Origin of the sequence: Comamonas endophytica (genome assembly GCF_023634805.2) — a bacterium.
Taxonomy (GTDB): domain Bacteria; phylum Pseudomonadota; class Gammaproteobacteria; order Burkholderiales; family Burkholderiaceae_C; genus Comamonas; species Comamonas endophytica.
The window spans coordinates 1,743,534-1,767,864 of the sequence record NZ_CP106881.1 but is presented as its reverse complement, the minus strand read 5'-3'; the positions used below and the strand labels follow the sequence as shown (position 1 = coordinate 1,767,864).

At 67.1% G+C, this 24,331-nt stretch carries 18 protein-coding genes and 1 riboswitch; of the genes, 10 read left to right on the top strand and 8 right to left on the bottom strand.

From position 1 onward, the window contains the following. The first annotated feature begins 192 nt into the window (after positions 1-192). From alkB to M9799_RS07975, 3 genes are all read left to right on the top strand, one after another. Entirely contained in the window at positions 193-870 is a 678-nt protein-coding gene (gene alkB, locus M9799_RS07985) for a DNA oxidative demethylase AlkB (RefSeq protein WP_231043242.1), read from the top strand. A 39-nt stretch (positions 871-909) separates the two neighbouring features. Continuing rightward, positions 910-1,974: a homocysteine S-methyltransferase family protein gene (locus M9799_RS07980; RefSeq protein WP_231042967.1), complete on the top strand. Its 1,065-nt coding sequence runs from the start codon at positions 910-912 to the stop codon at positions 1,972-1,974. A gap of 573 nt (positions 1,975-2,547) precedes the next feature. After that, positions 2,548-3,138 (top strand): hypothetical protein, encoded by a 591-nt coding sequence (locus M9799_RS07975; RefSeq protein WP_263725827.1) that lies wholly within the window; start codon positions 2,548-2,550, stop codon positions 3,136-3,138. A gap of 31 nt (positions 3,139-3,169) precedes the next feature. Here the strand turns inward: M9799_RS07975 and M9799_RS07970 are convergent, their stop codons facing one another. Further along, positions 3,170-3,877, bottom strand: a complete 708-nt coding sequence (locus M9799_RS07970) for a hypothetical protein (RefSeq protein ID WP_231042969.1) — start codon at positions 3,875-3,877, stop codon at positions 3,170-3,172. A gap of 409 nt (positions 3,878-4,286) precedes the next feature. Further along, entirely contained in the window at positions 4,287-5,603 is a 1,317-nt protein-coding gene (locus M9799_RS07965) for a Glu/Leu/Phe/Val family dehydrogenase (RefSeq protein ID WP_231042970.1), read from the bottom strand. A gap of 215 nt (positions 5,604-5,818) precedes the next feature. On the opposite strand from M9799_RS07965, the gene M9799_RS07960 reads away from it, so the two are divergent. Further along, complete coding sequence (locus tag M9799_RS07960; protein WP_231042971.1) at positions 5,819-6,592, top strand: fumarylacetoacetate hydrolase family protein; 774 nt, start codon at positions 5,819-5,821, stop codon at positions 6,590-6,592. A gap of 205 nt (positions 6,593-6,797) precedes the next feature. Here M9799_RS07960 and M9799_RS07955 read toward each other — a convergent pair whose 3' ends face one another. Further along, a complete protein-coding gene (locus tag M9799_RS07955; protein ID WP_231042972.1) occupies positions 6,798-7,715 on the bottom strand; it encodes a LysR family transcriptional regulator in 918 nt (305 codons plus the stop codon). A gap of 104 nt (positions 7,716-7,819) precedes the next feature. Between M9799_RS07955 and M9799_RS07950 the strand changes: the two genes are divergently transcribed. After that, positions 7,820-8,278, top strand: a complete 459-nt coding sequence (locus M9799_RS07950) for a PACE efflux transporter (RefSeq protein ID WP_231043243.1) — start codon at positions 7,820-7,822, stop codon at positions 8,276-8,278. Here M9799_RS07950 and M9799_RS07945 read toward each other — a convergent pair. After that, positions 8,251-9,153 carry a MurR/RpiR family transcriptional regulator gene (locus tag M9799_RS07945; protein ID WP_231042973.1) on the bottom strand — a complete coding sequence of 301 codons (903 nt, stop codon included), beginning with the start codon at positions 9,151-9,153 and terminating at the stop codon, positions 8,251-8,253. The two genes, M9799_RS07950 and M9799_RS07945, sit on opposite strands and share 28 nt — an antisense overlap. Positions 9,154-9,247: 94 nt before the next feature. Between M9799_RS07945 and M9799_RS07940 the strand changes: the two genes are divergently transcribed. Together M9799_RS07940 and M9799_RS07935 are read left to right on the top strand one after the other, a co-directional pair. Continuing rightward, the gene (locus M9799_RS07940) at positions 9,248-11,221 is read left to right on the top strand and encodes a bifunctional 5-dehydro-2-deoxygluconokinase/5-dehydro-2-deoxyphosphogluconate aldolase (protein WP_231042974.1); all 1,974 of its coding nucleotides are present in this window, start codon (positions 9,248-9,250) and stop codon (positions 11,219-11,221) included. Between the two features lie 73 nt (positions 11,222-11,294). After that, positions 11,295-12,299 (top strand): tripartite tricarboxylate transporter substrate binding protein, encoded by a 1,005-nt coding sequence (locus M9799_RS07935; protein ID WP_231042975.1) that lies wholly within the window; start codon positions 11,295-11,297, stop codon positions 12,297-12,299. A gap of 189 nt (positions 12,300-12,488) precedes the next feature. Here M9799_RS07935 and M9799_RS07930 read toward each other — a convergent pair whose 3' ends face one another. After that, on the bottom strand, positions 12,489-13,448 hold the full coding sequence (locus M9799_RS07930; protein WP_231042976.1) for a LysR family transcriptional regulator: 960 nt from the start codon (positions 13,446-13,448) through the stop codon (positions 12,489-12,491). 109 nt (positions 13,449-13,557) lie between these two features. On the opposite strand from M9799_RS07930, the gene M9799_RS07925 reads away from it, so the two are divergent. Next, a complete protein-coding gene (locus M9799_RS07925; RefSeq protein ID WP_231042977.1) occupies positions 13,558-15,081 on the top strand; it encodes a CoA-acylating methylmalonate-semialdehyde dehydrogenase in 1,524 nt (507 codons plus the stop codon). 148 nt (positions 15,082-15,229) lie between these two features. After that, positions 15,230-15,322, top strand: a riboswitch (S-adenosyl-L-homocysteine riboswitch). A gap of 54 nt (positions 15,323-15,376) precedes the next feature. Continuing rightward, complete coding sequence (metH, locus tag M9799_RS07920) at positions 15,377-18,088, top strand: methionine synthase (protein ID WP_263725822.1); 2,712 nt, start codon at positions 15,377-15,379, stop codon at positions 18,086-18,088. An 84-nt stretch (positions 18,089-18,172) separates the two neighbouring features. Here metH and M9799_RS07915 read toward each other — a convergent pair whose 3' ends face one another. Then, complete coding sequence (locus tag M9799_RS07915) at positions 18,173-19,135, bottom strand: 2-hydroxyacid dehydrogenase (protein ID WP_231042979.1); 963 nt, start codon at positions 19,133-19,135, stop codon at positions 18,173-18,175. 188 nt (positions 19,136-19,323) lie between these two features. Between M9799_RS07915 and M9799_RS07910 the strand changes: the two genes are divergently transcribed. Further along, positions 19,324-20,265, top strand: a complete 942-nt coding sequence (locus M9799_RS07910; protein ID WP_263725819.1) for a YihY/virulence factor BrkB family protein — start codon at positions 19,324-19,326, stop codon at positions 20,263-20,265. Positions 20,266-20,444: 179 nt separating this feature from the next. Here M9799_RS07910 and M9799_RS07905 read toward each other — a convergent pair whose 3' ends face one another. After that, positions 20,445-23,054: a filamentous hemagglutinin N-terminal domain-containing protein gene (locus M9799_RS07905; RefSeq protein WP_231042981.1), complete on the bottom strand. Its 2,610-nt coding sequence runs from the start codon at positions 23,052-23,054 to the stop codon at positions 20,445-20,447. A gap of 480 nt (positions 23,055-23,534) precedes the next feature. Next, positions 23,535-24,308: a ferredoxin--NADP reductase gene (locus tag M9799_RS07900; protein WP_231042982.1), complete on the bottom strand. Its 774-nt coding sequence runs from the start codon at positions 24,306-24,308 to the stop codon at positions 23,535-23,537. Positions 24,309-24,331: the final 23 nt, after the last annotated feature.

Sequence of the window (24,331 nt, the reverse complement as noted above, 5' to 3'; positions counted from 1 at the left end):
GCGGCATGCCAGCCGGGCGGCCTGCGGCGGCGATGGCGATGCTGCGGAACTGTATATTGTGCGCCCGCGGCGCCGCGGCGTGGTCCTCGCGCCGCCCCGGCCCCGGCTGCCGCGGGCTTTCTACAATGCGCGCAACCCCCTTGAATCCACTGCGTTTTTGCCATGCCCCGCACTCCTTCGCCCTCCGGATCCATGGCCTTGGCCGACAGCGGCCGGCTGTTCGATGCGGCCGACGAGTCGCCCATCGCGCTCGATGACGGCGCCTGGCTGCTGCCCGGCCGGGCCGAGGCCGAGGCCGGCCAGTGGGTGCAGTGCGTACGGTCGGTCGTGGCCCGCGCGCCCTGGCGCGTCATGCGCACGCCCGGCGGCGCATCGATGTCGGTGGCGATGAGCAATTGCGGCGCCTGGGGCTGGATTTCGGATGCCGGCGGCTATGCCTACAGCGCCGCCGATCCACTGAGCGGCCGGCCCTGGCCCGCCATGCCCGAATGGCTGTTTGCCCAGGCGCGCGCGGCAGCCGCGGCCGCAGGCTACCCCGGCTTTGCACCCGACGCCTGCCTGATCAACCGCTATGCGCCGGGCGCCAGGATGTCGCTGCACCGCGACCAGGATGAAAGCGACCGGCGCGCGCCCATCGTCTCGGTGTCGCTGGGCCTGCCCGCGACCTTTGTCTGGGGCGGCCTCGAACGCAGCGACCGCGTGCGCCGCATGCGGCTCGGGCATGGCGATGTGCTGGTCTGGGGCGGGGCCACGCGGCTGGCCTACCACGGGATCGATCCGCTCAAGGATGGAATGCATCCTTTGCTGGGCAATGAACGCTGGAATCTGACCTTCCGCATGGCGCGATCCCGCTATTCAAGAGATGGCTGACCGGAGACGGGGCCACGCCCAACTTCCTACAATCGGGGGATGAGCCTGCCCCACTACACCCGCGCCAAAGAACTGCCCGCCACCCTTGCCCGCCGCATTGCCATTCTCGATGGCGCGATGGGCACCATGATCCAGCGCTTCAAGCTGGGCGAGGCGCAGTACCGCGGCGCAGGCTACACCGGTGCCGATGCCGTGGGCGAGCGCTTCCAGGACCTGCCGCGCGACGTCAAGGGCAACAACGAGCTGCTGAGCCTGACGCGCCCCGACGTGATCCGCGACATCCACGAGCGCTACCTGGCCGCGGGCGCCGACCTGATCGAGACCAATACCTTCGGCGCCACCACCGTGGCGCAGGACGATTACCTGCTGGGCCATCTGGCCCATGAGATGAACCTGCGCTCGGCCCAGCTCGCGCGCGCCGCCTGCGACAAGTACAGCACGCCCGAGCATCCGCGCTATGTGGCCGGCGCGCTCGGCCCCACGCCCAAGACCGCCAGCATCAGCCCCGACGTCAACGACCCGGGCGCGCGCAATGTCGATTTCGAGACGCTGCGCCAGGCCTATCTGGAACAGACGCTGGCGCTGATCGAGGGCGGCTCGGACGTGCTGCTGGTCGAGACCATCTTCGACACGCTCAACGCCAAGGCCGCATTGTTTGCCATCGACGAGGCCTTCGAGCAGACCGGCGAATGCCTGCCGATCATCATCAGCGGCACCGTCACCGATGCCTCGGGCCGCATTCTCAGCGGCCAGACCGTCACCGCCTTCTGGCACAGCGTGCGCCATGCGAACCCGCTGGCCATCGGCTTGAACTGCGCGCTCGGCGCGGCGCTGATGCGGCCCTACGTGCAGGAGCTGAACCGCGCAGCGCCCGATACCTTCATCAGCTGCTACCCCAACGCCGGCCTGCCCAACCCGATGAGCGACACCGGCTTCGACGAGACGCCCGAGGTCACGAGCCGGCTGGTGCACGAGTTCGCGGCCGAGGGCCTGGTCAACATCGTCGGCGGCTGCTGCGGCACCACGCCCGAGCATATCGGCGCGATTGCCCAGGCGGTGCGCAGCACGCCGACGCGTTCGGTGTTCTACCCGGCCGCGGCGTGAGCGCCATGCCGCGATGAACCAGCCGCTGCCGCCCGCTTCCGGACCGGCCCTCACGGCGGCCGCATCCCCGGTCGCGGCGGTGACGCCCACTGCGGCCACCACGCCCACGGCACCGGCCCAGGCTGCTGCGCCGGCCGCGCCCGCTGCCCCCGTCACTTCCGCGTTGAGCCTCTCGGCCCAGGCGCAGCAGGCGCTGCGGCTGCAGGTGTTCCAGACGCTGGTTGCGCAGCTGGTGACCCAGGTGCAGTCCAGCAACCCGGCCGCGGCGCCGCAGTGGCCGGCATCGGGCGTGGCGCCGCAGTTGCGCGAGATGCTTTCCGCGCTGATCGCGCAGGCTACCGCGGGCTTGCCCCAGCCGCAGCAGCTGGTGGCGGCGCAGCCCTGGCCGCAGGCCTGGGTGAATGCGGTGCTGCCGCCGGCTGCGGCCACGCCGGCACCCGCAGGCATTGCCGCCCCTGCCGCAGGTTCCGGCAGCGAAGCCGCAGGCAGCGCCGCGCCAGGCACGGCCGCCGGTCCCGGCGCGACGGCGCCCCCAGCCCGGGCGCGCCCGGCCCGGCGCCGCGCCTGCCGCCCATGCAGACCCTGCTGGTGCAGCAGGGCGTGGTGCAGGCTCCGGACGGCGAACGCGGCTTTGCGCTCACGCTGCAGGTGCCGCAGGCCTGGGCGCAGATGCAGGCCGCGGCCGTGCCCGCTCCCGGCGCAGCCCTGCCTTCTGCCGCGGCGCCGGCACCGCTGCAGCTGCCGTTTGCCGCGCCCGCGCAGCAGCTGGAATCGGGTGCCCTGGCTTTGGTGATGCAGGGCGCGGGGCCTGCGGGGGAGAGGGTGCGCACCAGCGCGCTGCTGTGGCTGGATTTCCAGCCGCCGCCGGCCGCGGCGGGCGCGCCATCCGCAGCAGCGGCGCTGGCCGGCCTGCTGCCCTCGGCGCAGATGGCGCAGCAGGCATTGGCCACGCTGCAGCCCCGCAGCGACCCCTGGCTGCAGATGGCCGTTTTGCAGGCCAGTGGTCAGCAGCCGCGCGATGAGCAACGCATCGAGGAGCGCCGCATCGGGCTGTGCCAGGAACTGGACTGCCCCTATCGCGCCAAGGCCAGCTGCGTGCAGCCCTTCTGCACGGAAATGAACCGGGCCTGGGCCACGGCGCGCATCGGGTCGGCCGCCAGCTGAGGCGTGCGCCAGTCAAGCCCGGGACGCCGATTCATGCCATATTCAACGCCGGCAAGCCGACCACGGCGACGCTGTTGTCCGCGTCCTGGGGCTCGGCAACTTCAAAGGGCTGAAGCATATCCCCACAGGCGCTATCCATAGGTGGCTGCACATCGGCTTGTGCTTCGTCGTCTGGGGCACTGGTTCCGCCGTCCTGCTGGTCGATAGCTTCCATCAGGAACTTGATCTGCGCCGTTGTCAGGGTGTTGGCTTCCGTCAAGGCCTTCTCTTGAGCTTCACGCAGGGCTTCGACTTCCTCCAAGGCCTTCTCTTGAGCTTCATGCAGGGCTTCGACTTCCCCCAGGGCCTTGTATTGAGCTTCCTGCCGGGCTGCCATTTCCTCCAGGGCCTTCGGGTCAACTTCCTGCAGGGCTTCGGTTTCCTCCAAGGCCTTCTTTTGAGCTTCCTGCATGGCTGCGACTTCCTTCATGGTCTTCTCTTTAGCTTCCTGCAGGGCTGTGACCTCCTTCATGGCCTTCTCTTTAGCTTCCTGCAGGGCTGCGGCTTCCTCCAGGACCTTCTCCTTAGCTGCCTGCGACGCTGCGACTTTCTCAATGGCCTTCTCTTGTGCTTGGTATTTGAATGCTATTTTTTCCCGAAGCATGCTCGCAGCGGATTTGAGCTCGCGGAGCATGTCGTTGACGACGTGCTTTTGTGTTTCATAGCCTTGCTTGAGATACGTCCCGGATGTGTTGAGCATGGTTGAAAGTGAAAAGTTGATGGATGAATATATAGCTTAACTCTATCAATAATGATTAATCAATAGCATTTTCATTTGTTGTGAATTTGCTTAATCAGCACGCGCCTGCCTTGGTTCCAGCCAGGGCCGTGCGTTGGTGGAGTGCCTGGAGGCCGGTGGCGCGGCAGGGGGCCAGGGCCTCGCGCAGGCGCAGGCCTGCCAAGACGCGGCGCGAACTGCGTGGCGGTGCAGGCGCTGGAGCCGCAGAGGCAGGAGCGCAGTAGGTTGGAGCCTGCGTCTGATGCGCAGTCCGTACAGACCCAGCGTATTTGCCGGGTGCCAGAAAGCAGTGTCCCCCTCCACCGTCAGGTGAGAGGGGGACCAAGGGCGTCAGCGCGCCGCGTTCAGGGCCTGCGGCGCCCGGCGCGCGTCACGGGTAGAGGCCGCGCATCTCGCGCGCATGCAGTATCCGCTGGCACGCGATGATGAACGTCGCAGTCCGCAGGCTGACCTTGTGGTCCTGCGCCACCTGCCACACGCCGGCAAACGCGTCTTGCATGATGCGCACCAGGCGCGCATTGATCTCGTCCTCGCTCCAGAAGAAGCTGGAGAAATCCTGCACCCATTCGAAATAGCTCACCGTGACGCCGCCGGCGTTGGCAATGACGTCGGGCAGCACCAGCACGCCCTTGTCGTTCAGGATGTCGTCGGCTTCGGGCGTGGTCGGGCCGTTGGCGCCCTCGATCACCAGCTTGGCCTTGATCTTGCCGGCGTTGTCGGCGTGGATCTGGCCCTCGAGCGCGGCCGGGATCATGATCTCGCAGTCCACGCCCCAGAACTCTTCCTTGGCCAGCACGTCGGCACCGGCGAAACCGGCCACGCCGCCCGTGTGCTGCACATGGCGCAGCAGCGCCGGCACGTCGATGCCCAGGCTGCTGTGGATGCTGCCGCTGTGGTCCTGCACCGCGACCAGCTTGGCGCCGGCCTCGACGAACAGCTTGGCGGCAATGCCGCCGACATTGCCGAAGCCCTGCACGGCGATGCGCGCCTCTTCGACGCGCATGTTGGTGCGGCGCATGGCTTCAATGCCGACGGTGAACACGCCGCGGCCCGTGGCTTCGCGCCGGCCGAGCGATCCGCCCAGGTCCACGGGCTTGCCCGTGACCACGCCGGTGGCGGTGGAGCCGGTGTTCATCGAGTAGGTGTCCATCATCCAGGACATGATCTGCTCGTTGGTGTTGACGTCCGGCGCCGGGATGTCCTTGTTCGGGCCGATGATGATGCCGATCTCGCTGGTGTAGCGGCGCGTGAGGCGCTCGAGTTCGGCGTGCGACAGCGTCTTGGGATCGACGCGGATGCCACCCTTGGCACCGCCGTAGGGCACGTTGACGGCCGCGTTCTTGATCGACATCCAGGCCGACAGCGCCATGACTTCGGACAGCGTCACGTCCTGGTGGAAACGCACGCCGCCCTTGCCCGGGCCGCGGCTGGTGTTGTGCTGCACGCGGTAGCCCTCGAAGTGGGCGATGGTGCCGTTGTCGAGCTCGATCGGCACATCGACGATCAGCGCGCGCTTGGGGCGCTTGAGCGTTTCGACCCAGCGCGCAAGATGGCCCAGGTAGGGCGTGACACGGTCGATCTGCTGCAGGTAGATGCCCCAGGGGCCGAGCTTTTCGGCTTGCAGATAGGAGGGCAGGGGATGGGCCGGCAACGTGCTGGTCGACGGGGAGACAGGGGTGTTTTGCATGGAAGATTCCAAAGCGTTTGAAGCGGTGGTCAAAGAAGTAATGACACGTTTTTGAGCTTATTCCTGCAGTTGCGGCTTGTCCAACGCCGCTTCCTTTGCTTGTTATGCATTTCATGCATAACCATGGTGTGTCTCCCAGGACACTTTGCCGTGGAACCACGTTTTTACGCAAGAATGCAGCCCTGGTCACATTGCTGTCTTTGCCAAGGAATTCCATGTCCGTTGAAGCCGTCACCCACACCTTGCTGCAGGCGCGCGCCCATGGCCGGCTGGCCGATGCGCTGCCGCTGGCCGAGAGCCTTGCCAGCGTGGAGGACGCATATGCGGTGCAGCAGGCCGTGGCCCGGCAGCGCGACTGGTTCTACAACGGCGCGCCGCGCGCCTGGAAGTCGGGCGGCGCCTCCCGCAGCGCGCCGCTGACCCATGCGCCGCTGCCCCCGGCGGGCGTCTGGGCCAGCCCGGCGACGGTGGCCCGCTGGCCCGTGCGTCCGGGCGGCATCGAAGCCGAGATCGCGCTGCGGCTGGGGCAGGATGTGACGCCTGCACAGGCCGAGGGGCTGGTGGCGGGTCGGGGCGCGGAGCTGATCGATGCGATGGCCGTCTCCATCGAAGTGGTGGAGTCGCGCTGGCTGCAGCAGTTCTCGGCGCCGCCGTTGCTGCTGCTGGCGGATCAGCTGTGCCATGGGGCGCTGGTGGTTGGCGACTGGCAGCCTTGCGATCTGGTGCGGGCTGCTCCCGACTGGATGCAGCAGGTGTGCCGGTTGCGCGTGGGCGAGGGCGAGGTTTCGGTGCATGCCGGCACCCATTCGCTGGGAGATCCGGCCTGGCTGCTGGCGGACTGGTTGCGCCATGCGACTTCTCGGTACGGCACGCTGAGGGCAGGTACCGTCGTGACCACTGGGAGCTGGGTGGGGTTGGTACAGGTGCAGGCGGGGGATCGGGTGCATGCGCAGTTTGATGGGGTGGGAGAGGCTTGGCTGCAGCTTTGATTGGGGGCTAGGCGCCCCCGCCAGCCCGGGCCCTGCGCGCGGCAGGCGCAGCCAGATGGGCGGGATCGGGAGCGGAATAGCTTCTTTGGGACGTGAAAGACGTCAACCGTGCCTATAGCGAGCCCTTGCAGGTAAAACCGTTCGTCCTGAGCTTGTCGAAGGATGAAGGGCCTGCCCGAGAGTGCATGGATACGCTCACCCCCGCTCACTCTCCACCCATCTGCTTCCCCATCGCCCGCACAAACATCTGCGCCCCCAGCCCCATCGGCCTTTGCTTGGACCACACCACGTCCACCCAAAGCCGCAGGCCGTTGCTGAGATTGGAAAACGGCATCTCCACCAGCCGCCCGGCCTCGATGTAGGGCGCCACCAGCGAGCGCGGCTGCCAGCCCCAGCCGAGGCCGGCCTCGATCAGGCCCAGGGCGGCGAGATGGTTGTCGGTGCGCCAGATATGGCGGGCATAGACGAAGCGGGCGTCGATCTGGCCGAGGTCGCGGCTGGCGACCACGATCTGGCGCGTGGTCTTGAGGTGTTCTTCACTGAGCGACGGCAGTCCATGCCCTGCGGCCTGGGCGCGTGCGGCTTCCAGCACCGGATGATTCGGGGACATGACGGCCACCAGGGTGTCGCTGCCGACCTCCTCGAAGCCCTCCCGGCCGTCGAGGCTGGGGCGCTCGAAGACCAGCGCCAGCTGCGCGCGGCCGGTGTGCAGCATTGCCAGCGCGTCTTCCTGCGGCGCGGCCAGCACCTCGACTTCCAGCAAGGGATGGGCCTGGGCCAGCGCGGCCAGGGCTGCGGGCCAGTGCGAGGCCAGCAGCTCGGGAGCGATGGCGATGCTCAGGCGCTGCTCCAGCCCCTGCGTCAGCGCCAGGGCCTGGCCGTTGAGCTGCTGCAGCTGCGCGGCCAGCAGGCGCGCCTGGGGCTCCAGCGCACGCGCGCTGGCGGTGGGCTGGGGCTCGCGGCCAGTGCGGTCGAAGAGATGGAGCTGGAGCTCCGCTTCGAGGTGCGCGATCGCCATGCTCACGGCCGACGGCACCCGCGACAGCGCGCGCGCCGCGGCCGAGAACGAGCCGTGATCGAGAACCGCCAGGAACACCAGAACATTGTCGGAGGAGAAAGCCATGGGCTCAATCTATCAGCAAAGTTGAAAGATGCTGACTTTTGCTGTCAGTGAGAACCCTATAAAGTCCGCGCATGTCTTTGAATATCTCTTCTCCGAAGCGCCAGCTGCAGGGACCCTGGCGGCGCGTCGTGTATGTCACTTTGTTTGAAGTGTTTGCCATTGCCGCCACTTCCTTTGGCCTGTCCGCACTGACCGGCGAAAGCGCCGCCCATTCCAGCATCGTTGCCGTCATGACCTCGGCCATCGCGGTCGCCTGGAATGTGGTCTGGAACGGCCTGTTCGAGCGCTGGGAAGCGCGCCAGGCGCAGCGCGGCCGGGGCTTCGCGCGGCGCGCGGCGCATGCGCTGGGCATGGAGGGCGGGCTGGTGGTGATGCTGGTGCCGCTGTTCGCCTGGTGGTTCAAGGTCAGCCTGTGGCAGGCCTTTCTGATGGACCTGGGGCTGCTGCTGTTCTTCCTGGTCTATACCTTTGTCTTCAATTGGGCATTCGACCGGGTGTTCGGGCTTCCGGCTTCGGCGCAGGAGCAGTCCGCGCCTCAATCCGTGGCCGCCGGCGCCTCGTAAGCCAGCTCCAGCCGATACGCCATCCCCAGGAACAACGACTGCGCCAGCGCCATGGTGCTGGTCAATGAACGGAACCCAAAGGTCGCGCCATCCTGCGCGACCAGCACCACGCTGGCTTGCGCGGCCAACGGGCTCAGCTGGCTGTCGGTGATGGCCAGCAGGTGCGCGCCGCGGGCCAACGCGGCCTGGGCCAGCTCCAGCGTTTCCTGCGCATAGGGAGCGAACGACACCGCCAGCATCACGTCGCCGGGGCGCAGCGCGCGCATCTCGAGCTGCTGCATCGCGCCCAGGCCATTGAGCCAGTGCACCGGCTTGCCGGTGTGCTGCAGCGCATAGGCCAGGTAGGCGCCCACGGGAAAGGCGCGGCGCGAAGCCGCCAGCCAGATCGCCGGGGCCTGCACCATCAGATCCACGCCGGCTTCGAAGCGCTCGTCGGGCAGCTGGCGCTGCAGCGCCTGCAGGCTGTCGACGCTGCGCTCGATGACTTCGCGCGCCAGCTGCCCCACGGCCAGGGTCTGGGCGCCGGGCACGATCAGGCCGCGGATGCGCTCCTGGTAGCCGCGGTTGGGCGCGAGCTGGCGTTCGGCGTCGGCGCGGAACAGTGCCTGCAGCTCGGAATAGCCGCTGAAGCCGAAGTGCTTGGCAAAGCGCACCACCGCCGACGGCTGCACGCCGCAGGCCTCGGCCGTGGCCTGCACGCCGTCGAGCGCCAGCCGGTCGCGGTGCATCTCCACATGGCGCGCGATGGTCTTGAGCTGGCGGCTCAGGCCATCGAATTGCGTCTGCAGGTCCGCCAGGAAGGCCTGCGTATCCGAAAACGGCGCCGGCGCCACGGCCACCGGGGCTTTCCCTGAAGTTGTTGTTCTATTTTTCATGAATTTAGAAAATATTTTCTATATCGGATTATCATCCGCTGGCGAAGATTATCCGGCGGGGCCTGCGCGCTGCCGATGTGACCACAAGGAACCCATGAGCACGCTGCCCTTTCCCGCCGACCGCCCCTTCGACGTTGCCTGCCTCGGGCGCCTGGCCGTCGATCTCTATGCGCAGCAGATCGGCTGCAGCCTCGAGGACGCCAGCGGCTTCTCCAAATACCTCGGCGGCTCCTCCGCGAACATTGCCTTCGGCACGGCGCGGCTGGGCCTGCGCTCGGCCATGGTCTCGCGCGTGGGCAACGAACAGAACGGCCGCTTCCTGTGCCGCACGCTCGAGCGCGAAGGCTGCGACGTGAGCCAGGTGCGCATTGACCCGGAGCGCCTGACGGGCATGGTACTGCTGGGCATCAAGGACCAGGATACGTTCCCGCTGCTGTTCGCGCGCGAGAATTGCGCCGACATGGCGCTGTGCGAGGACGACATCGACGAGGCGTTTCTCGCGCGGTGCCGCAGCCTGGTGGTCACCGGCACCCATCTGAGCACGCCCGGCGTGCTGGCCGCCAGCCGCAAGGCGCTGGAAATCGGTGGTCGCCATGGCCTGGTGCGCGTGCTCGATATCGACTACCGGCCCGTGCTCTGGGGCCTGACCGGCAAGGGCGACGGCGAGACCCGCTACATAGGCAACGACCAGGTCAGCGCGCACCTGCAGCAGCAGCTGGGAATGTTCGAGCTGATCATCGGCACCGAGGAGGAGTGGATGATTGCCGGCGGCGCCGAAGGCGACCTGATGGCCAGCCTGCGGTGCGCGCGCGAATGCACTCGCGCGGTATTCGTCGTCAAGCGCGGCCCGCTGGGCTGCTCGGTGATCGAAGGCGCGATCCCAGCGGCCATCGACGATGCGCTGACGGTGCTGGGCGAGCGCATCGAGGTGCTCAACGTGCTGGGCGCGGGCGATGCGTTTGCCTCGGGCCTGCTGGCAGGGCTGCTGCGCGGCAAGTCCTTTGCCGAAGCCGCGGCCATGGCCAACGCCTGCGGCGCGATCGTGGTGTCGCGCCATGGCTGCGCGCCCGCCATGCCCACGCCGGCCGAGCTGGCGCACTGGTTCTCGGGCAAACGCCACGTGCGGCCCGACCAGGATCCGCAGCTGGCGCATCTGCACCGCGTCACCGCGGCGCGTCCGGCCTGGCCCGAACTTTGCGTGCTGGCCTATGACCATCGCTCGCAGTTCGAGGAGCTGGCCGACCAGGCCGGCGCCGACCGCGCGCGCCTGCCGCGGCTCAAGCGCCTGATCAACCGCGTGGTCGAGGAAGTGGAGACCGATCCCGGCTGCCAGGGCCGCATGGGCGTGCTGATCGACGGCCGCATCGGCGAGGCCGCGCTGCACGACGCCACCGGCCGCGGCTGGTGGGTGGGCCGCCCCATCGAGCGCCCGGGTTCGCGCCCGCTGCGCTTCGACGGCACGCATTCGCTGGCCTCGCAGCTGCAGCACTGGCCGCGCGAGCAGACCGTCAAGTGCCTGGTGTTCTACCACCCGCAGGACGACGCCGCGCTGCGCGCCGAGCAGGAGGAATGGCTGCAGCAGGTCTGGGAGGCGACGCGCGCCAGCGGCCACGAGCTGCTGCTGGAAGTGATTCCGCCCAGGGACCGGATCGCGCCCGGCGACACCGGCGAATGCGTGGTGCAGACCATCGGGCGCTTCTACGACCTGGGCTTCAAGCCCGAATGGTGGAAGGTGGGCGCGATGTCGCGCGCGCAGTGGCTGGCGCTGGAGGCGCTGGTGCGCGAGCGCGATCCGTATTGCCGCGGCGCGGTGATCCTGGGGCTGTCGCAGCCGCTGGAGCAACTGATCGCGGCCTTTGCCGAGGCCCCGGCCTCGCTGGTCAAGGGTTTCATGATCGGGCGCAGCGTGTGGTCGGCGCCGGCGCTGGCCTGGCTGCAAGGCGAGATCGACGATGCGGGGCTGCATGCGCGCATCGCGGCGAATTTCCGCGCGCTGATCGCGGGATGGCGTGCGGCGCGCAGCGCGCCGCGGGTGGCGCAGCCCCTGGCCGAAGGGCTGCCGGCATAACTGCAGCTTTATCGGCTGCATAGGAATTCAGTGGAATCGAAGCGCCTCGCGCTCACAGAACAAGGAGACAGACATGACCCATTCCCTTCACCGCCGTGCCTTTGGCCGCCGGCTGGCCGCGTTGGCCGCGGCGTCCGCCCTGCCGGCCTGGGCTGCCGGCACCTCGCCGGCCAGTGCCTCGCCGGCCGGCGGCTACCCGCAGCGCCCGGTCGAGCTGATCGTGCCCTTTGCCGCGGGCGGCGGCACCGACGTGCTGGCGCGCGCGCTGGCCGAGACCATGCGCCGGCACTTTCCGCAGAACGTGATCGTGATGAACCGCGCGGGCGCCAGCGGCGCGCTGGGCTGGTCCGAGCTGGCGGCGGCCAAGCCCGATGGCTACAAGCTGGCGATCATCACCGTCGAGATGACGATGATTCCGCACATGGGGCTGACGAAGGTCACTTCGGACGATGTGCAGCCCATCGCGCGGTTGAATGCCGATCCGGCAACGATTGCGGTGCGTGCCGACTCGCCGTTCAAGACGCTGGAGGAATTCCTGGCTGCCGCGAAGAAGAGCGCGGGCGATGTGCGCATCGGCAATGCCGGGCCGGGCTCGCTGGGGCATCTTGCCGCGGCGGCGCTGGAGGACAAGGTCGGTGTGCAGTTCAACCATCTGCCGTATCGCGGTGCGAACCCGGCGGTGCTGGATCTGCTGGGCGGCCATATCGAGGCCGTGGCGGTTACGCCGGTCGAGGTGGCCACCTATGTGGCGGCGGGCAAGTTGCGGCCGCTGGCGATCATGGGCGACAGGCGCATCCAGGCGGGCTGGGAGCAGGTGCCCACGCTCAAGGAGCGTGGCATCGATCTGGTGATCGGGGGCTGGCGCGGCCTGGCGGCGCCGAAGAACACGCCGCCGGAGATCGTGCAGCAGTTGCGCACGGTGATGGCGCGGACCTTGCAGGAGCCCGAACTGCGCGCGACCATGGCCAAGCAGAACATGGGCGAGGGGTATCTGGACCAGCCGGCGTTTCTGGAGGTGATTGCGCGGGACAACGCTACCTTCAAGCAGCTGGTCAACAAGCTGGGGATCAAGGCTTGAGAGTTGGTTGATCCCGTATATGCCAAGCGCCCGGAAGGATGCCGCGTGGTTCTTCTATAGAGGGGCCGTTTACCCTTCGACGGGGCCGCCGAGGCAGGCTCAGGGCGAACGTTATTCAAAGCGCTGCGGTTTTCTCCGTTCGTCCTGAGCCTGTCGAAGGATGAACGGCCCCTCTCCAAATAAGCCCCGTCACCCTTTCCCCTGCGGCGCAAACCCCCCCGCAAACACCTCCCGCAACCACTCCACGAACACCCCCACCGCCCGCGGCACATGCGCCGAATAGGGCCGCATCGCATAGATCGTCGGACTGAAAGCGCCCATCGGCCGCCACTGCGGCAGCACCGGCACCAGCTGGCCCGAAGCCAGCGCGGCCTGGGCGCTGAAGTCGGGCACCAGGGCGATGCCCAAGCCGGCGATGGCCGCGTCACGCAGCGCCTCGCTGTTGTTGGCCACCAGCGGGCCGCTCACGGGCACGGTGGTGCGGGCGCCGCCGCCGCGGCCCAGGCGTTGCAGGGTCCAGGCGGCGGCTTCCTGGCCGCGCGGGTAGTGCAGGCAGCGGTGCTGGCGCAGGTCGTCGGGCACGGCGGGCGCGGGGCCGTGGCGCTCCAGATAGGCCTGGCTTGCCACCAGCACCGAATGGGTCGTGCACAGCGCCCAGGCCACATGGTTCTCGGGCGGCGCGGCGGTGTGACGGATCGCCAGGTCCAGGCCCTGCTGCGACAGCGGGCGCAGCTGGTCCGAGAGGTCGAGCTCCAGTTGGATGTCGGGATAGCGGTCGAGAAACGCCGGCAGCCGCGGCACCAGGTGCTGGCGCGCCAGCGCCACGGGCGCCGTGACGCGCAGGCTGCCGCGCGGCGCGTCGGCGAGGTCGCGCACCTGCGCGAAGCTGCCGGCAATGCGCTCGAAGGCCTCGCGCGTGTCCTGCACCAGATGCCGGCCGGCCTCGGTCAGCAGCATCGAGCGCGTGGTGCGCCGCACCAGCGGCACCCCGGCCGCGCGCTCCAGGCCGGCAATGTGCTGGCTCACCGCGGCCTTGCTCACGCCCAGGCGCGCGGCGGCGGCCGTGAAGCTGCCCTGCTGCTCGAGCACCACCAGCCACCACAGGTGCGACCAGAGCTGCTCGGTTTTCAATGCATCGTTGGAATTCATTGCGGCATTGTTCATCAAATCAAACAATCAATTCAGCTGCCAGGGCTGGGCAGGGCGTAGCCGGCTGCCTAAACTTGGCTCCAGTTTCGCGACGATCCAAGGAGCTTCCATGAACGCAGCCATCTCCACCGCCTCCATCACCCATTTCATCCACGGCCAGCGCGTCGCCGGCAACAGCCTGCGCACCCAGCCCGTCACCAACCCCGCCACCGGCGCCGTCACGGGCGCCGTGGCGCTGGCCAACCGCGCCGATGTCGACGCCGCCGTGGCCGCGGCCGCTGCCGCTTTCCCGGCCTGGGCCGACACCCCGCCGATCCGCCGCGCGCGCGTGATGTTCAAGTTCCTCGAGCTGGTCAACCAGCACAAGGACGAGCTGGCGCACGCGATCACCGCCGAGCATGGCAAGGTGTTCACCGATGCCCAGGGCGAGGTCGCGCGCGGCATCGACATCATCGAGTTCGCCTGCGGCATCCCGCAGCTGCTCAAGGGCGACTTCACCGAGCAGGTCTCGACCGGCATGGACAACTGGACGCTGCGCCAGCCGCTGGGCGTGGTCGCCGGCATCACGCCCTTCAACTTTCCGGTGATGGTGCCGATGTGGATGTTCCCGGTGGCCATTGCCGCGGGCAACACCTTCGTGCTCAAGCCCAGCCCGACCGACCCGACGGCCTCGCTGATGATGGCCGAGCTGCTGCAGAAGGCCGGCCTGCCCGACGGCGTGTTCAACGTGGTCCAGGGCGACAAGGAAGCGGTGGACGCGCTGATCGAGCACCCCGAGGTCAAGGCCGTGAGCTTCGTCGGCTCGACGCCGATCGCCAACTACATCTACGAGACCGGCGCGCGCCTGGGCAAGCGCGTGCAGGCGCTGGGCGGCGCGAAGAACCACATGGTGGTGATGCCCGATGCCGATATCGACCAGGTGGTCGATGCGCTGATCGGCGCGGGCTATGGCTCGGCCGGCGAGCGCTGCATGGCGATCAGCGTCGCGGTGCTGGTGGGCGACGTGGCCGACAAGGTCGTGGAGCGCCTGGTCGAGCGCACGCGCACGCTCAAGGTGCTCGATGGCGAGAACCTGGCGGCCGAGATGGGTCCCATCGTGACGCGCGCCGCGCAGGAACGCATCGCCGGCTACATCGCCCTGGGCGAGCAGGAAGGCGCGCAGCTGCTGGTCGACGGCCGCAATTTCGACGGCGCGCAGGCCGGCGCGGGCTGCGAGGGCGGCTTCTGGCTCGGCGGCACGCTGTTCGACCACGTGACGCCGGAGATGCGCATCTACAAGGAGGAGATCTTCGGCCCGGTGCTGGCCTGCGTGCGCGTGCCCGACCTGGCCCAAGCCATTGATCTGGTCAATGCGCATGAATTCGGCAACGGCGTGGCCTGCTTCACGCGCGACGGCAACGTGGCGCGCGAATTCGGCCGCCGCATCCAGGTCGGCATGGTCGGCATCAACGTGCCGATCCCCGTGCCCATGGCCTGGCAGGGCTTCGGCGGCTGGAAGAAGAGCCTGTTCGGCGACATGCATGCCTATGGCGAGGAAGGCGTGCGCTTCTACACCCGGCAAAAGAGCATCATGCAGCGCTGGCCGGAGAGCATCGGCAAGGGGGCGGAATTCGTGATGCCTACGGCGAAGTAGGGCGCTCTCTGGTCGCTAGCCACCCTTCGACAGGCTCAGGGCGAACGGATTTTCCCGTTCGTGGTGAGCTTGTCGAACCATGGACGTCCTGCCCTCCAGACCCCTAGCCACTGCGACCTCCGCGCATCCCCGTTAAAATCCCGGGTTAACCCCCAAGGAGCGTTGCAGCGACGGCCCCGGCACGTGTCCGGACCGCTCGTCAGGCTTGGGGTTTCGTCTTCCGCAACGACGCTCACCTGTTGGCCCTTGTTTTTTGCAGGTGAGTTGCATGCCGTCTGAAGTTTCCATTCCTCCGATGCGTCTGTCGGGCCTCGAGCCCGTGTTCGTGGGCGAGGACACGCTGTTCGTCAACATCGGCGAGCGCACCAATGTCACCGGCTCCAAGGCCTTTGCGCGGCTGATCCTCAACGGCCAGTTCGAGGATGCGCTGGCCGTCGCGCGCCAGCAGGTCGAGAACGGCGCGCAGGTGATCGATGTCAACATGGACGAAGCCATGCTCGACAGCGAGGCCGCGATGGTGCGCTTCCTGAACCTGATCGCCTCCGAGCCGGACATCGCGCGCGTGCCGATCATGGTCGATTCGTCCAAGTGGGCGGTGATCGAGGCCGGGCTGCGCTGCATCCAGGGCAAGGGCATCGTCAACTCGATTTCCATGAAGGAGGGCGTCGAGCCCTTCAAGCAGCAGGCCAAGCTGGTCAAGCGCTATGGCGCCGCGGCCGTTGTGATGGCGTTCGACGAGCAGGGCCAGGCCGATACCTTCGCGCGCAAGATCGAGATCTGCGAGCGCGCCTACCGCATCCTCGTCGACGAGGTCGGCTTCCCGCCCGAGGACATCATCTTCGACCCGAACATCTTTGCCGTCGCCACCGGCATCGAGGAGCACAACAACTACGCCGTCGATTTCATCGAGGCGGTGCGCTGGATCAAGCAGAACCTGCCCGGCGCCAAGGTCTCGGGCGGGGTGTCGAACGTGTCCTTCTCCTTCCGCGGCAACGACCCGGTGCGCGAGGCGATCCACACCGTGTTCCTGTACCACGCGATCCAGGCCGGCATGGACATGGGCATCGTCAACGCCGGCATGGTCGGTGTCTATGACGACATCGAGCCCGTGCTGCGCGAGCGCGTCGAGGACGTGGTGCTCAACCGCCGCCCCGACGCCGGCGAGCGCCTGGTGGAAATCGCCGAAACCGCGCGCAGCGGCGCCAAGGACGAGAGCAGGAAGCTCGAATGGCGCGGCACGCCCGAGGCGCCCGTCACCGTGGCGCAGCGCCTGGCGCATGCGCTGGTGCACGGCATCACCGACTTCATCACCGAGGACACCGAGGAGGCCTACCGCGAGGTGCTGGCGCGCGGCGGCCGGCCGCTGCATGTGATCGAGGGCCCGCTGATGGCGGGCATGAATGTCGTCGGCGACCTGTTCGGCGCGGGCAAGATGTTCCTGCCGCAGGTGGTGAAGTCGGCGCGCGTGATGAAGCAGGCCGTGGCCCACCTCGTGCCCTACATCGAGGAGGAAAAGCGCCAGCAGCAGGCCGCGGGCGAGGATGTGCGCTCCAAGGGCAAGATCGTGATCGCCACCGTCAAGGGCGACGTGCACGACATCGGCAAGAACATCGTCACCGTGGTCCTGCAGTGCAACAACTTCGAGGTCGTGAACATGGGCGTGATGGTGCCCTGCCACGAGATCCTGGCCAAGGCCAAGGAGGAGGGCGCGGACATCATCGGCCTGTCGGGCCTGATCACGCCCAGCCTGGAGGAGATGCAGTACGTGGCCGGCGAGATGCAAAAGGACGAGTACTTCCGCAGCCGCCGCATGCCGCTGCTGATCGGCGGCGCCACCTGCTCGCGCGTGCATACGGCGGTGAAGATCGCGCCCAAGTACGAGGGCCCGGTGATCTACGTGCCCGACGCGTCCCGCAGCGTGGGCGTGGCGCAGAGCCTGCTGGGCGAAGGCCTGCAGGAATATCTGCAGGCGCTGGAGGCCGACTACGACAAGGTGCGCCAGCAGCATGCCAACCGCAAGCAGGTGCCGATGTGGCCGCTGGCCAAGGCGCGCGCCAATGCCACGCCCGTGGACTTCACGCGCGTGCCGCCCGCGCCGCGCGCGCTGGGCCGGCGCGTGTTCAGGAATTTCGACCTGAACGAGATCGCGCGCTTCATCGACTGGGGCCCGTTCTTCCAGACCTGGGACCTGGCGGGCCCGTACCCGGCCATCCTCGACGACGAGATCGTCGGCGCCGAGGCGCGCAAGGTCATGGCCGACGGCCAGGCGATGCTGCAGAGGATCATCAGCGGCCGCTGGCTGTCGGCCAATGGCGTGATCGGCCTGTACCCGGCCAACAGCGTGGGCGACGACATCGAGTTCTACACCGACGACACGCGCAGCGAGGTGCTGCTGACCTGGCATGGCATGCGCCAGCAGACCGAGAAGCAGGCCGTCGAGGGCGTCATGCGCCCGAGCCGCTGCCTGGCGGATTTCGTCGCGCCCAAGGACAGCGGCATCAAGGATTACGCCGGCCTGTTCGCGGTCACGTCAGGCCTGGGCATGGAGAAGAAGGAGCAGGAGTTCATCGACCAGCTCGACGACTACTCCGGCATCCTGTTCAAGTCATTGGCCGACCGCCTGGCCGAAGCCTTTGCCGAATGCCTGCACCAGCGCGTGCGCACCGACCTCTGGGGCTATGCGCCGGGCGAAGCGCTGAGCAACGAGGAGCTGATCAAGGAAAAGTACCAGGGCATCCGCCCCGCGCCCGGCTACCCGGCCTGCCCCGACCACAGCGCCAAGATCGCGCTGTTCGAAGCGCTGCAGTGCGCCGACATCGGCATGCACCTGACCGAAAGCCTGGCGATGACGCCGGCTTCCAGCGTCAGCGGCTTCTATCTGGGGCATCCCGATGCGACCTACTTCAATGTGGGGCAGATCGGGGAGGATCAGCTGGGCGACATGGCGCGGCGGCGGGGGATTCCGGAGGAAGAATTGCGGAGTTTGCTGGCGCCTAACTTGGCTTGAGGGCAGGCCCGTTACCCTTCGACAGGCGCAGGTCGAACGGACCCTACCGTTCGTCCTGAGCCTGTCGAAGGATGAACGTCCTGCCTACAGTTCCGCCGACCAAGGCACCTCGGCCCGCGGCCTTCCCGTCGCAAAGAACGCCTTCAGATTCTCCACCACCAGATCCCCCATCGCCCTTCGCGTCTCATGCGTGCCGCTGGCCATATGCGGCGCCAGCACCACGTTGTCTAGTTCGAGCAAAGCCGGCAGCGGCCGCGGTTCGTCCTCGAACACATCCAGCCCCGCCCCCGCGATGCGCCCCTGCTGCAGCGCCTGCACCAGCGCCGCTTCGTCGACCACGCTGCCGCGCGCGATATTGACCAGGAAGCCCTTTGGGCCGAGCGCGTCCAGCACCTCGGCGGTGACCAGATGGCGCGTGCCGGCGCCGCCGGCGGCGGCCACCACCAGGTAGTCGCACCACTCGGCCAGGGCCAGCAACGAGTCCTTGTACGCATGCGGCGAGCCCTCGACCGGGCGGCGGTTGTGATAGCCGACCTCCATGTCGAAGCCCGATCCGCGGCGTGCAATCGTCGAGCCGATGCGGCCCATGCCGAAAATGCCCAGGCGCTTGCCCGACACCCTGGTCTGCAGCCCGAAGCGGCCGCGCGTCCAGTCGCCGCGGCGCACGAAGCGGTCGGCGGCGCTCACGCCGCGCGAGACGTCGAGCAGCAGCGCAAACGCGAGATCCGCCACGCAGCCATCGAGCACCTGCGGCGTGTGGCCCACGCGCACCTTCTGCGCGACCAGCGCGGCCTCGTCCAGCGTGTCATAGCCCACGCCGAAGCTGCTCACGACCTGCAGGTTCGGCAGTGCGCGCACCAGTTCGGCGTCCGCGCCGATGCCGGCCGAGGTGACCAGGCCGACGAATTCGGCGCCATGCGCGGCCAGGAAGCCCGCGCGGTCGGCCTCGAGGTCGAGGCGGTGGATATCGAACTGGGCGGCCAGCTCCTGATCGAGCGCGGCCAGGGGCATCTTGCCGTTTTGCAGCAGGCGAGGGGGACGGGACATGGGTCGATTCTTTCGAAGTGCAATGACGCCGGACATTCTCGCCGCGTTTTTTCCCGCTGCCGCGCCAGCCATGCGTGTCAGACTTTTTCGCAGGATGCGTTCCGGCAGCGCGCAGGAATGCATTTTTGATAGCGCAAGCGCGCATCCTGGTTCAAGATAAGCGCATGCCTCCGATGCTCGACTCCCTCATGAAGCGCGCACATGTCCTCGTGCGCCCCATCCAACCGCTGATCGATGCGTTCAACCTCTGGCTGAACGCCGACGGGCTGCGCATGAGCGCGGCGATGTCGTTCTACGGCATCCTGAGCCTGGCGCCGCTGCTGCTGCTGCTGGTCGGAGTCCTCGGCTGGTGGCTGGACCGTTCGTATATCGAAACCACGCTGCTGGCCCAGGTGCAGGGCATCATCGGCGAGCGCGGCGCCGAGGTCGTCAAGGCGGCGCTGGCCAGCGCCCAGGAGCCCAGCGAAGGCACGGTGGCTTCGATCATCGCCTTCGTGCTGCTGCTGTCGGGTGCCACCGGTGTGTTCGTCGAGCTGCAGTCGGCGCTCGAGAAGCTCTGGCAGATGAATTCGGCGCAACCCGCCGAACAACGCGCCGCGTGGTGGCGCATGGCCACGCTGCGCCTGCGCGGACTGGCCTATGTGCTGGCGCTGGGTTTCCTGCTGATGGTCTCGATGGTGCTGTCCACGGCCGTCCACATGCTCACGACCTGGGCCGGCAGCCATCTGGCGGTGGCGCCCATGGCGCCGCTGGTCGGCCTGATCAACGAGAGCGTGGCCTTCGGCATTTCCATGCTGCTGTTCGTCGGGCTGATGCGCATCGGCACCGGCCCCAAGCCGCCGCTGCGTTTCCTGATCTTCGGTGCGTTCATCGGCGCCACGCTGTTCACGCTGGGCAAGCAGGGCCTGGCCTACTACCTGTCGACGGCGGCCGTGGTCTCGGCCTATGGCGCGGCCGGCTCGATCGTCGTGCTGCTGATGTGGATCTATTTCTCCTCGGCCATCTTGCTGTTTGCCGCCGCCAGCGCCAAGGCGGTGTGCGATGCGCGCAGCAAGAAGAAGGAGCCGCTGGGCGAACTTGCGAAGCAGCCCGACAGCGCCATTCCCACCTATGCGGGCGAGAATATCTGAGCTGATTCCGCCGCAGCCCACCGGCCGCCTGCCCGGCCAAGAAATGCCGGAAAGCATTTCAACAAGCGGGCTCGCCATGACGTGTCTGCCGAGGCCCCACGGGCAGGCATTCCGGATGATGCCCGGCATTGGCTGCGTTGAGCCGACGGAGCCACTGCATGCCACCAACTGCCGGAAGATCAGTCACGGACGTTCAGCGTCGGGATCATTCTTTTTCCATAGTAAGCAGCAACAAGCAAGCTGAACCAGCGGCCGATGCGCTGCTCGCCAAATGCGAACTCCGCTCCTATGCGTTCGCCGGTCGAGGAAGCGCCACTAACGCGCCCGGTCGCATTGGAATCGGAAATTTCAACCTTGCCGTAGAGAGCGAGTTTCAAACCCATCAGTCTGCCGATGTAGTTCCTGGGAAGGAAATAAAACCAATGGCTTGGAGCGCCAGAAACGGAACCGGTGGCACACGACCGGGAGATGCCAACCGTGCTGTCTGGCGCGGCAAAGGTGGCTCCCATCAACCCGCCGACGCTGTTTGTGCCGGACACTGATCCGGTTGCATAGGCCACGGAAATTTCGATCTTGCCGCCGGTGGAGATGCTCCCACCCACCAGCCCACCGACCAATTCCTTGCCGTCCACCGTTGCCATGGCATGGGAGCTGGAGATCCGGGCCGTGCCGCCGTCGGCCGAGCTGATCAATCCAACCAACCCACCTACGGCGTCTGCGCCAGACACGGCTCCTTCTGCATAAGACCGGGACATATTGGCGGTGCCGCCTTCGGTGGCCGTATGCTGGCCGACCAGCCCGCCGACAACGTTGGCGTTGCTCGACACCTGCGCGATTGCATGGGCGTTGCAGAGCTGGATCTCACCGCCTTTTTCGGCCCGGTTACGGCCCGCTATCGCGCCGACCTTCCCCTGTCCCGCGACACGCGCGCAGGCATACACGTTGTCCACAAGAGCCATGGCGCCGCATGCCCTGTTGTCTCCCACCAGCCCGCCGACGTAGCTTGCGCCCTCCACGCTGCCCCTGTGCAAACCGACGTTGCGCAGCGTGGCGTTCACGGCATTGCCAAAAAGGCCTGCATGGTTTTGCGCCGGACGTTTGACGGTCAGGCCGGCAATGCGATGGCCCAGGCCGTCGAAGATGCCACCAAAAGCCTGGTTTCGATCTCCAATCGGCGCAAAGCCCGCTTCCTTCGACCACTTGCGCGTGGGGCTGGCATCGATGTCCGCGCCCAGCGCGTATTTGCCCGACAGGTTGCCCTGAATGCCTTGCAGGTCCAGCCCCGTGGTGCTGTCCTGGCTGCCCAGCGCTGTCAGGATGGTGTAGCTGTCGCCGTTGATCTTCAGCCGTTGATTTTCTGGGATGCTTTGGTCCTGCACGTCCCTGAAATCCACGCGTCCGGTGAACTTGTCGTTTATCCGTGCCATGCGAACGCCGCTGCCTGCAGCGGCTGTCGCGTTGGCTTCGGAGTAGCCCCCGTAATTCATCTCCAGCCCGGCCGTGCCTTCGGCAGTCATGACGCCATTGACTTTGATATTGCGCCCGGCGTTGAGCGTCAATGTGTTTGCCGTCCACGTGACGTCATCGTTGAAGTGGATGTCGCCTTTGCCGCCGGCAATGCCTTGGCTGACCATGGCGATGGTGACATTGCCTTCGTCCAGGTCGCCGGACAGCTGCGCGCCGGAGATATCGCCGCCAACGGGAGCAATGGTGTAATCGCCGGGCTTGATCAGCCAGGTGCCGGCATGGCCGCTGGCGGCGCAGGTGGTGACCTTGCGGCCGGCTTGCAGCGTGACCCGGGCGGCGCGGGTTTCAACAAACCCGCCATTGCTCCCATCGGGCGCGCTTGCATCGATTAGGCCGCTGTGCACCACCTCGCCATGCCGCATGTCGCCCAGCAGCAGGATGCGCCCTTCTTTCACGGCCAGCGTGCGCGCCTGCACCGTGCCGGTGTTGGACACCACGCTGGCCGACAGTGTGTCGGCGGTGCTGGAAGTCATCACCACCTGGCCGCCATCGGCCTTGATCAGTTGCCTGTTCTCGATCAGCGTGTGCACCGTGGCCGGGTCCACCGCCACCTGCAATCTTCCATCCACGCCAGCCTGCAGCGTGACCTCGTTGCCACCGGCCAGCACCACGTTGCCCGACTGCGCGCTGAGGATTCCATCGTTCTTCACCGTGACCGCCAGCAGCGCCAATGTGCCGCCATCTGCCACCGTGATATTGCCCCCGTTGGTGATGCCTCCCCGTGCCGCGCTGCGCGTGAAGACCGGCTTGCCTGCATCGAAGTCGATGCTGGTGATATCCAGCGTCGAAGCCGCCAGCCCGCCCATGTTTACCTGGCTGTCTTTGCCAAAAACCACACCGTTTGGATTCACCAGCCAGACCTGGCCATTGGCACTGAGCTGTCCGCTGATCTCACTGGCATTGCCGCCCACTATGCGGATGAGCGTGACGGCACTGGCATCGGGCTGGTTGAATTGCACCTTGGCTCCGCTGCCGATGGCAAAGTCCTGCCAGTGCAGGATGGCGACCTGGCTGGCCTGATCGACGGTCATCTGCGCGCCGCTCTGGCCAACGCTGGCCTGGCCGGAAACCACTTGCCCGCCGGTCGGCAGGACCTGGGCTGCTGTGCGCACAGCCAGCTGCGCGCCCACCAACGGCGCCACGGACGTCAGCACAGCAGGGTTCTTGCCAGGGTGGCCCTTGCCAGGGCCGCGCGTGGCCGCAGGGGCGGGGGCATGGAACCGGGCGCTGTGATTCGAGAGAGGGCGGTAGTGGGGGTTCATGAAAGTCTGCCTCCAGGACATCAGGAAAATCAGGTGGTTTAATGCATAAACTATGCGATGTGAATGTATGATAGTTTTAAACTATCTTCAATGCGAGGTGGAGCATCACGTGCATTCACCGGTGCAGAGGCGATGGCGCTGGGCGCAGGTGCAAGGCCAGAACGACACAAGCGCCCGGGGGCGGGCGTCAGTGTGAAGCGCCCTTTAGCCCTTCGAGCAGGGCGGGACGCAGGCAGACGGCTGTTCGATCCAGGCGCAATGCGGCAATGGCTGCCGTGGAGGTTCGACTGCAGGAAGCGGGCGTGGCTCCGGCGTGTATGGCCTGCGCCTCAGCCCTGGAGCGGCAAATGCGAAAGCCAGGCTGGAAGGACCCAAAGCACCCAAGCCCGAGAAATAGAAGCCGGGGCCTATCTGCCAGGCCCGTCAAATCCAATGCGGTACCAGCCATCCTGCGCCTGGATGGCCTGGCGCAGGAATGGCTTACTTCTCGACGAACGCGCGTTCGACGACGAAGTCGCCGGGGGTGGTCGTGTTGCCTTCCTTGAAGCCGCGCTCCTCGAGCATGTGCTTGAGGTCCGCAAGCATGGCGGGGCTGCCGCAGAGCATGACGCGGTCGGTCTCGGGGTTCAGCTCGGGCAGGCCGATGTCGGCGGCGAACTTGCCGCTCTGGATCAGGTCGGTGATGCGGCCCTGGTTGCGGAAGGGCTCGCGCGTCACGGTGGGGTAGTAGATCAATTTGCCGCGCACGATGTCGCCGAGGAACTCGTGCTCGTTCAGGTCCTGCTCGAACAGCTGCCGGTAGGCCAGCTCCTCGACCTGGCGCACGCCGTGCACCACGACGGCCTTCTCGAACTTCTCATAGGTCTCGGGGTCGCGCGCGACGGACAGCCAGGGCGCGAGGCCGGTGCCGGTGCCGATCATGTAGAGGTTCTTGCCGGGCAGCAGGTAGTCGATCAGCAGCGTGCCCGTGGGCTTCTTGCCGACGATGATGGTGTCGCCCACCTGGATGTGCTGCAGCTTCGAGGTCAGCGGGCCGTTGTCCACCTTGATCGACAGGAACTCCAGGTGCTCCTCGTAGTTCGCGCTGGCGATCGAGTAGGCGCGCAGCAGGTTCTTGCCGTCCACCTTCAGGCCGATCATCGTGAAGTGGCCGTTGGAAAAGCGCAGCGAGGTGTCGCGCGTGGTGGTGAAGGAAAAAAGGCGGTCGGTCCAATGGTGGACGGACAGCACGCGTTCTTCGTTGAAAGCACTCATGGCGTGATAGGGATGAAGTGGAA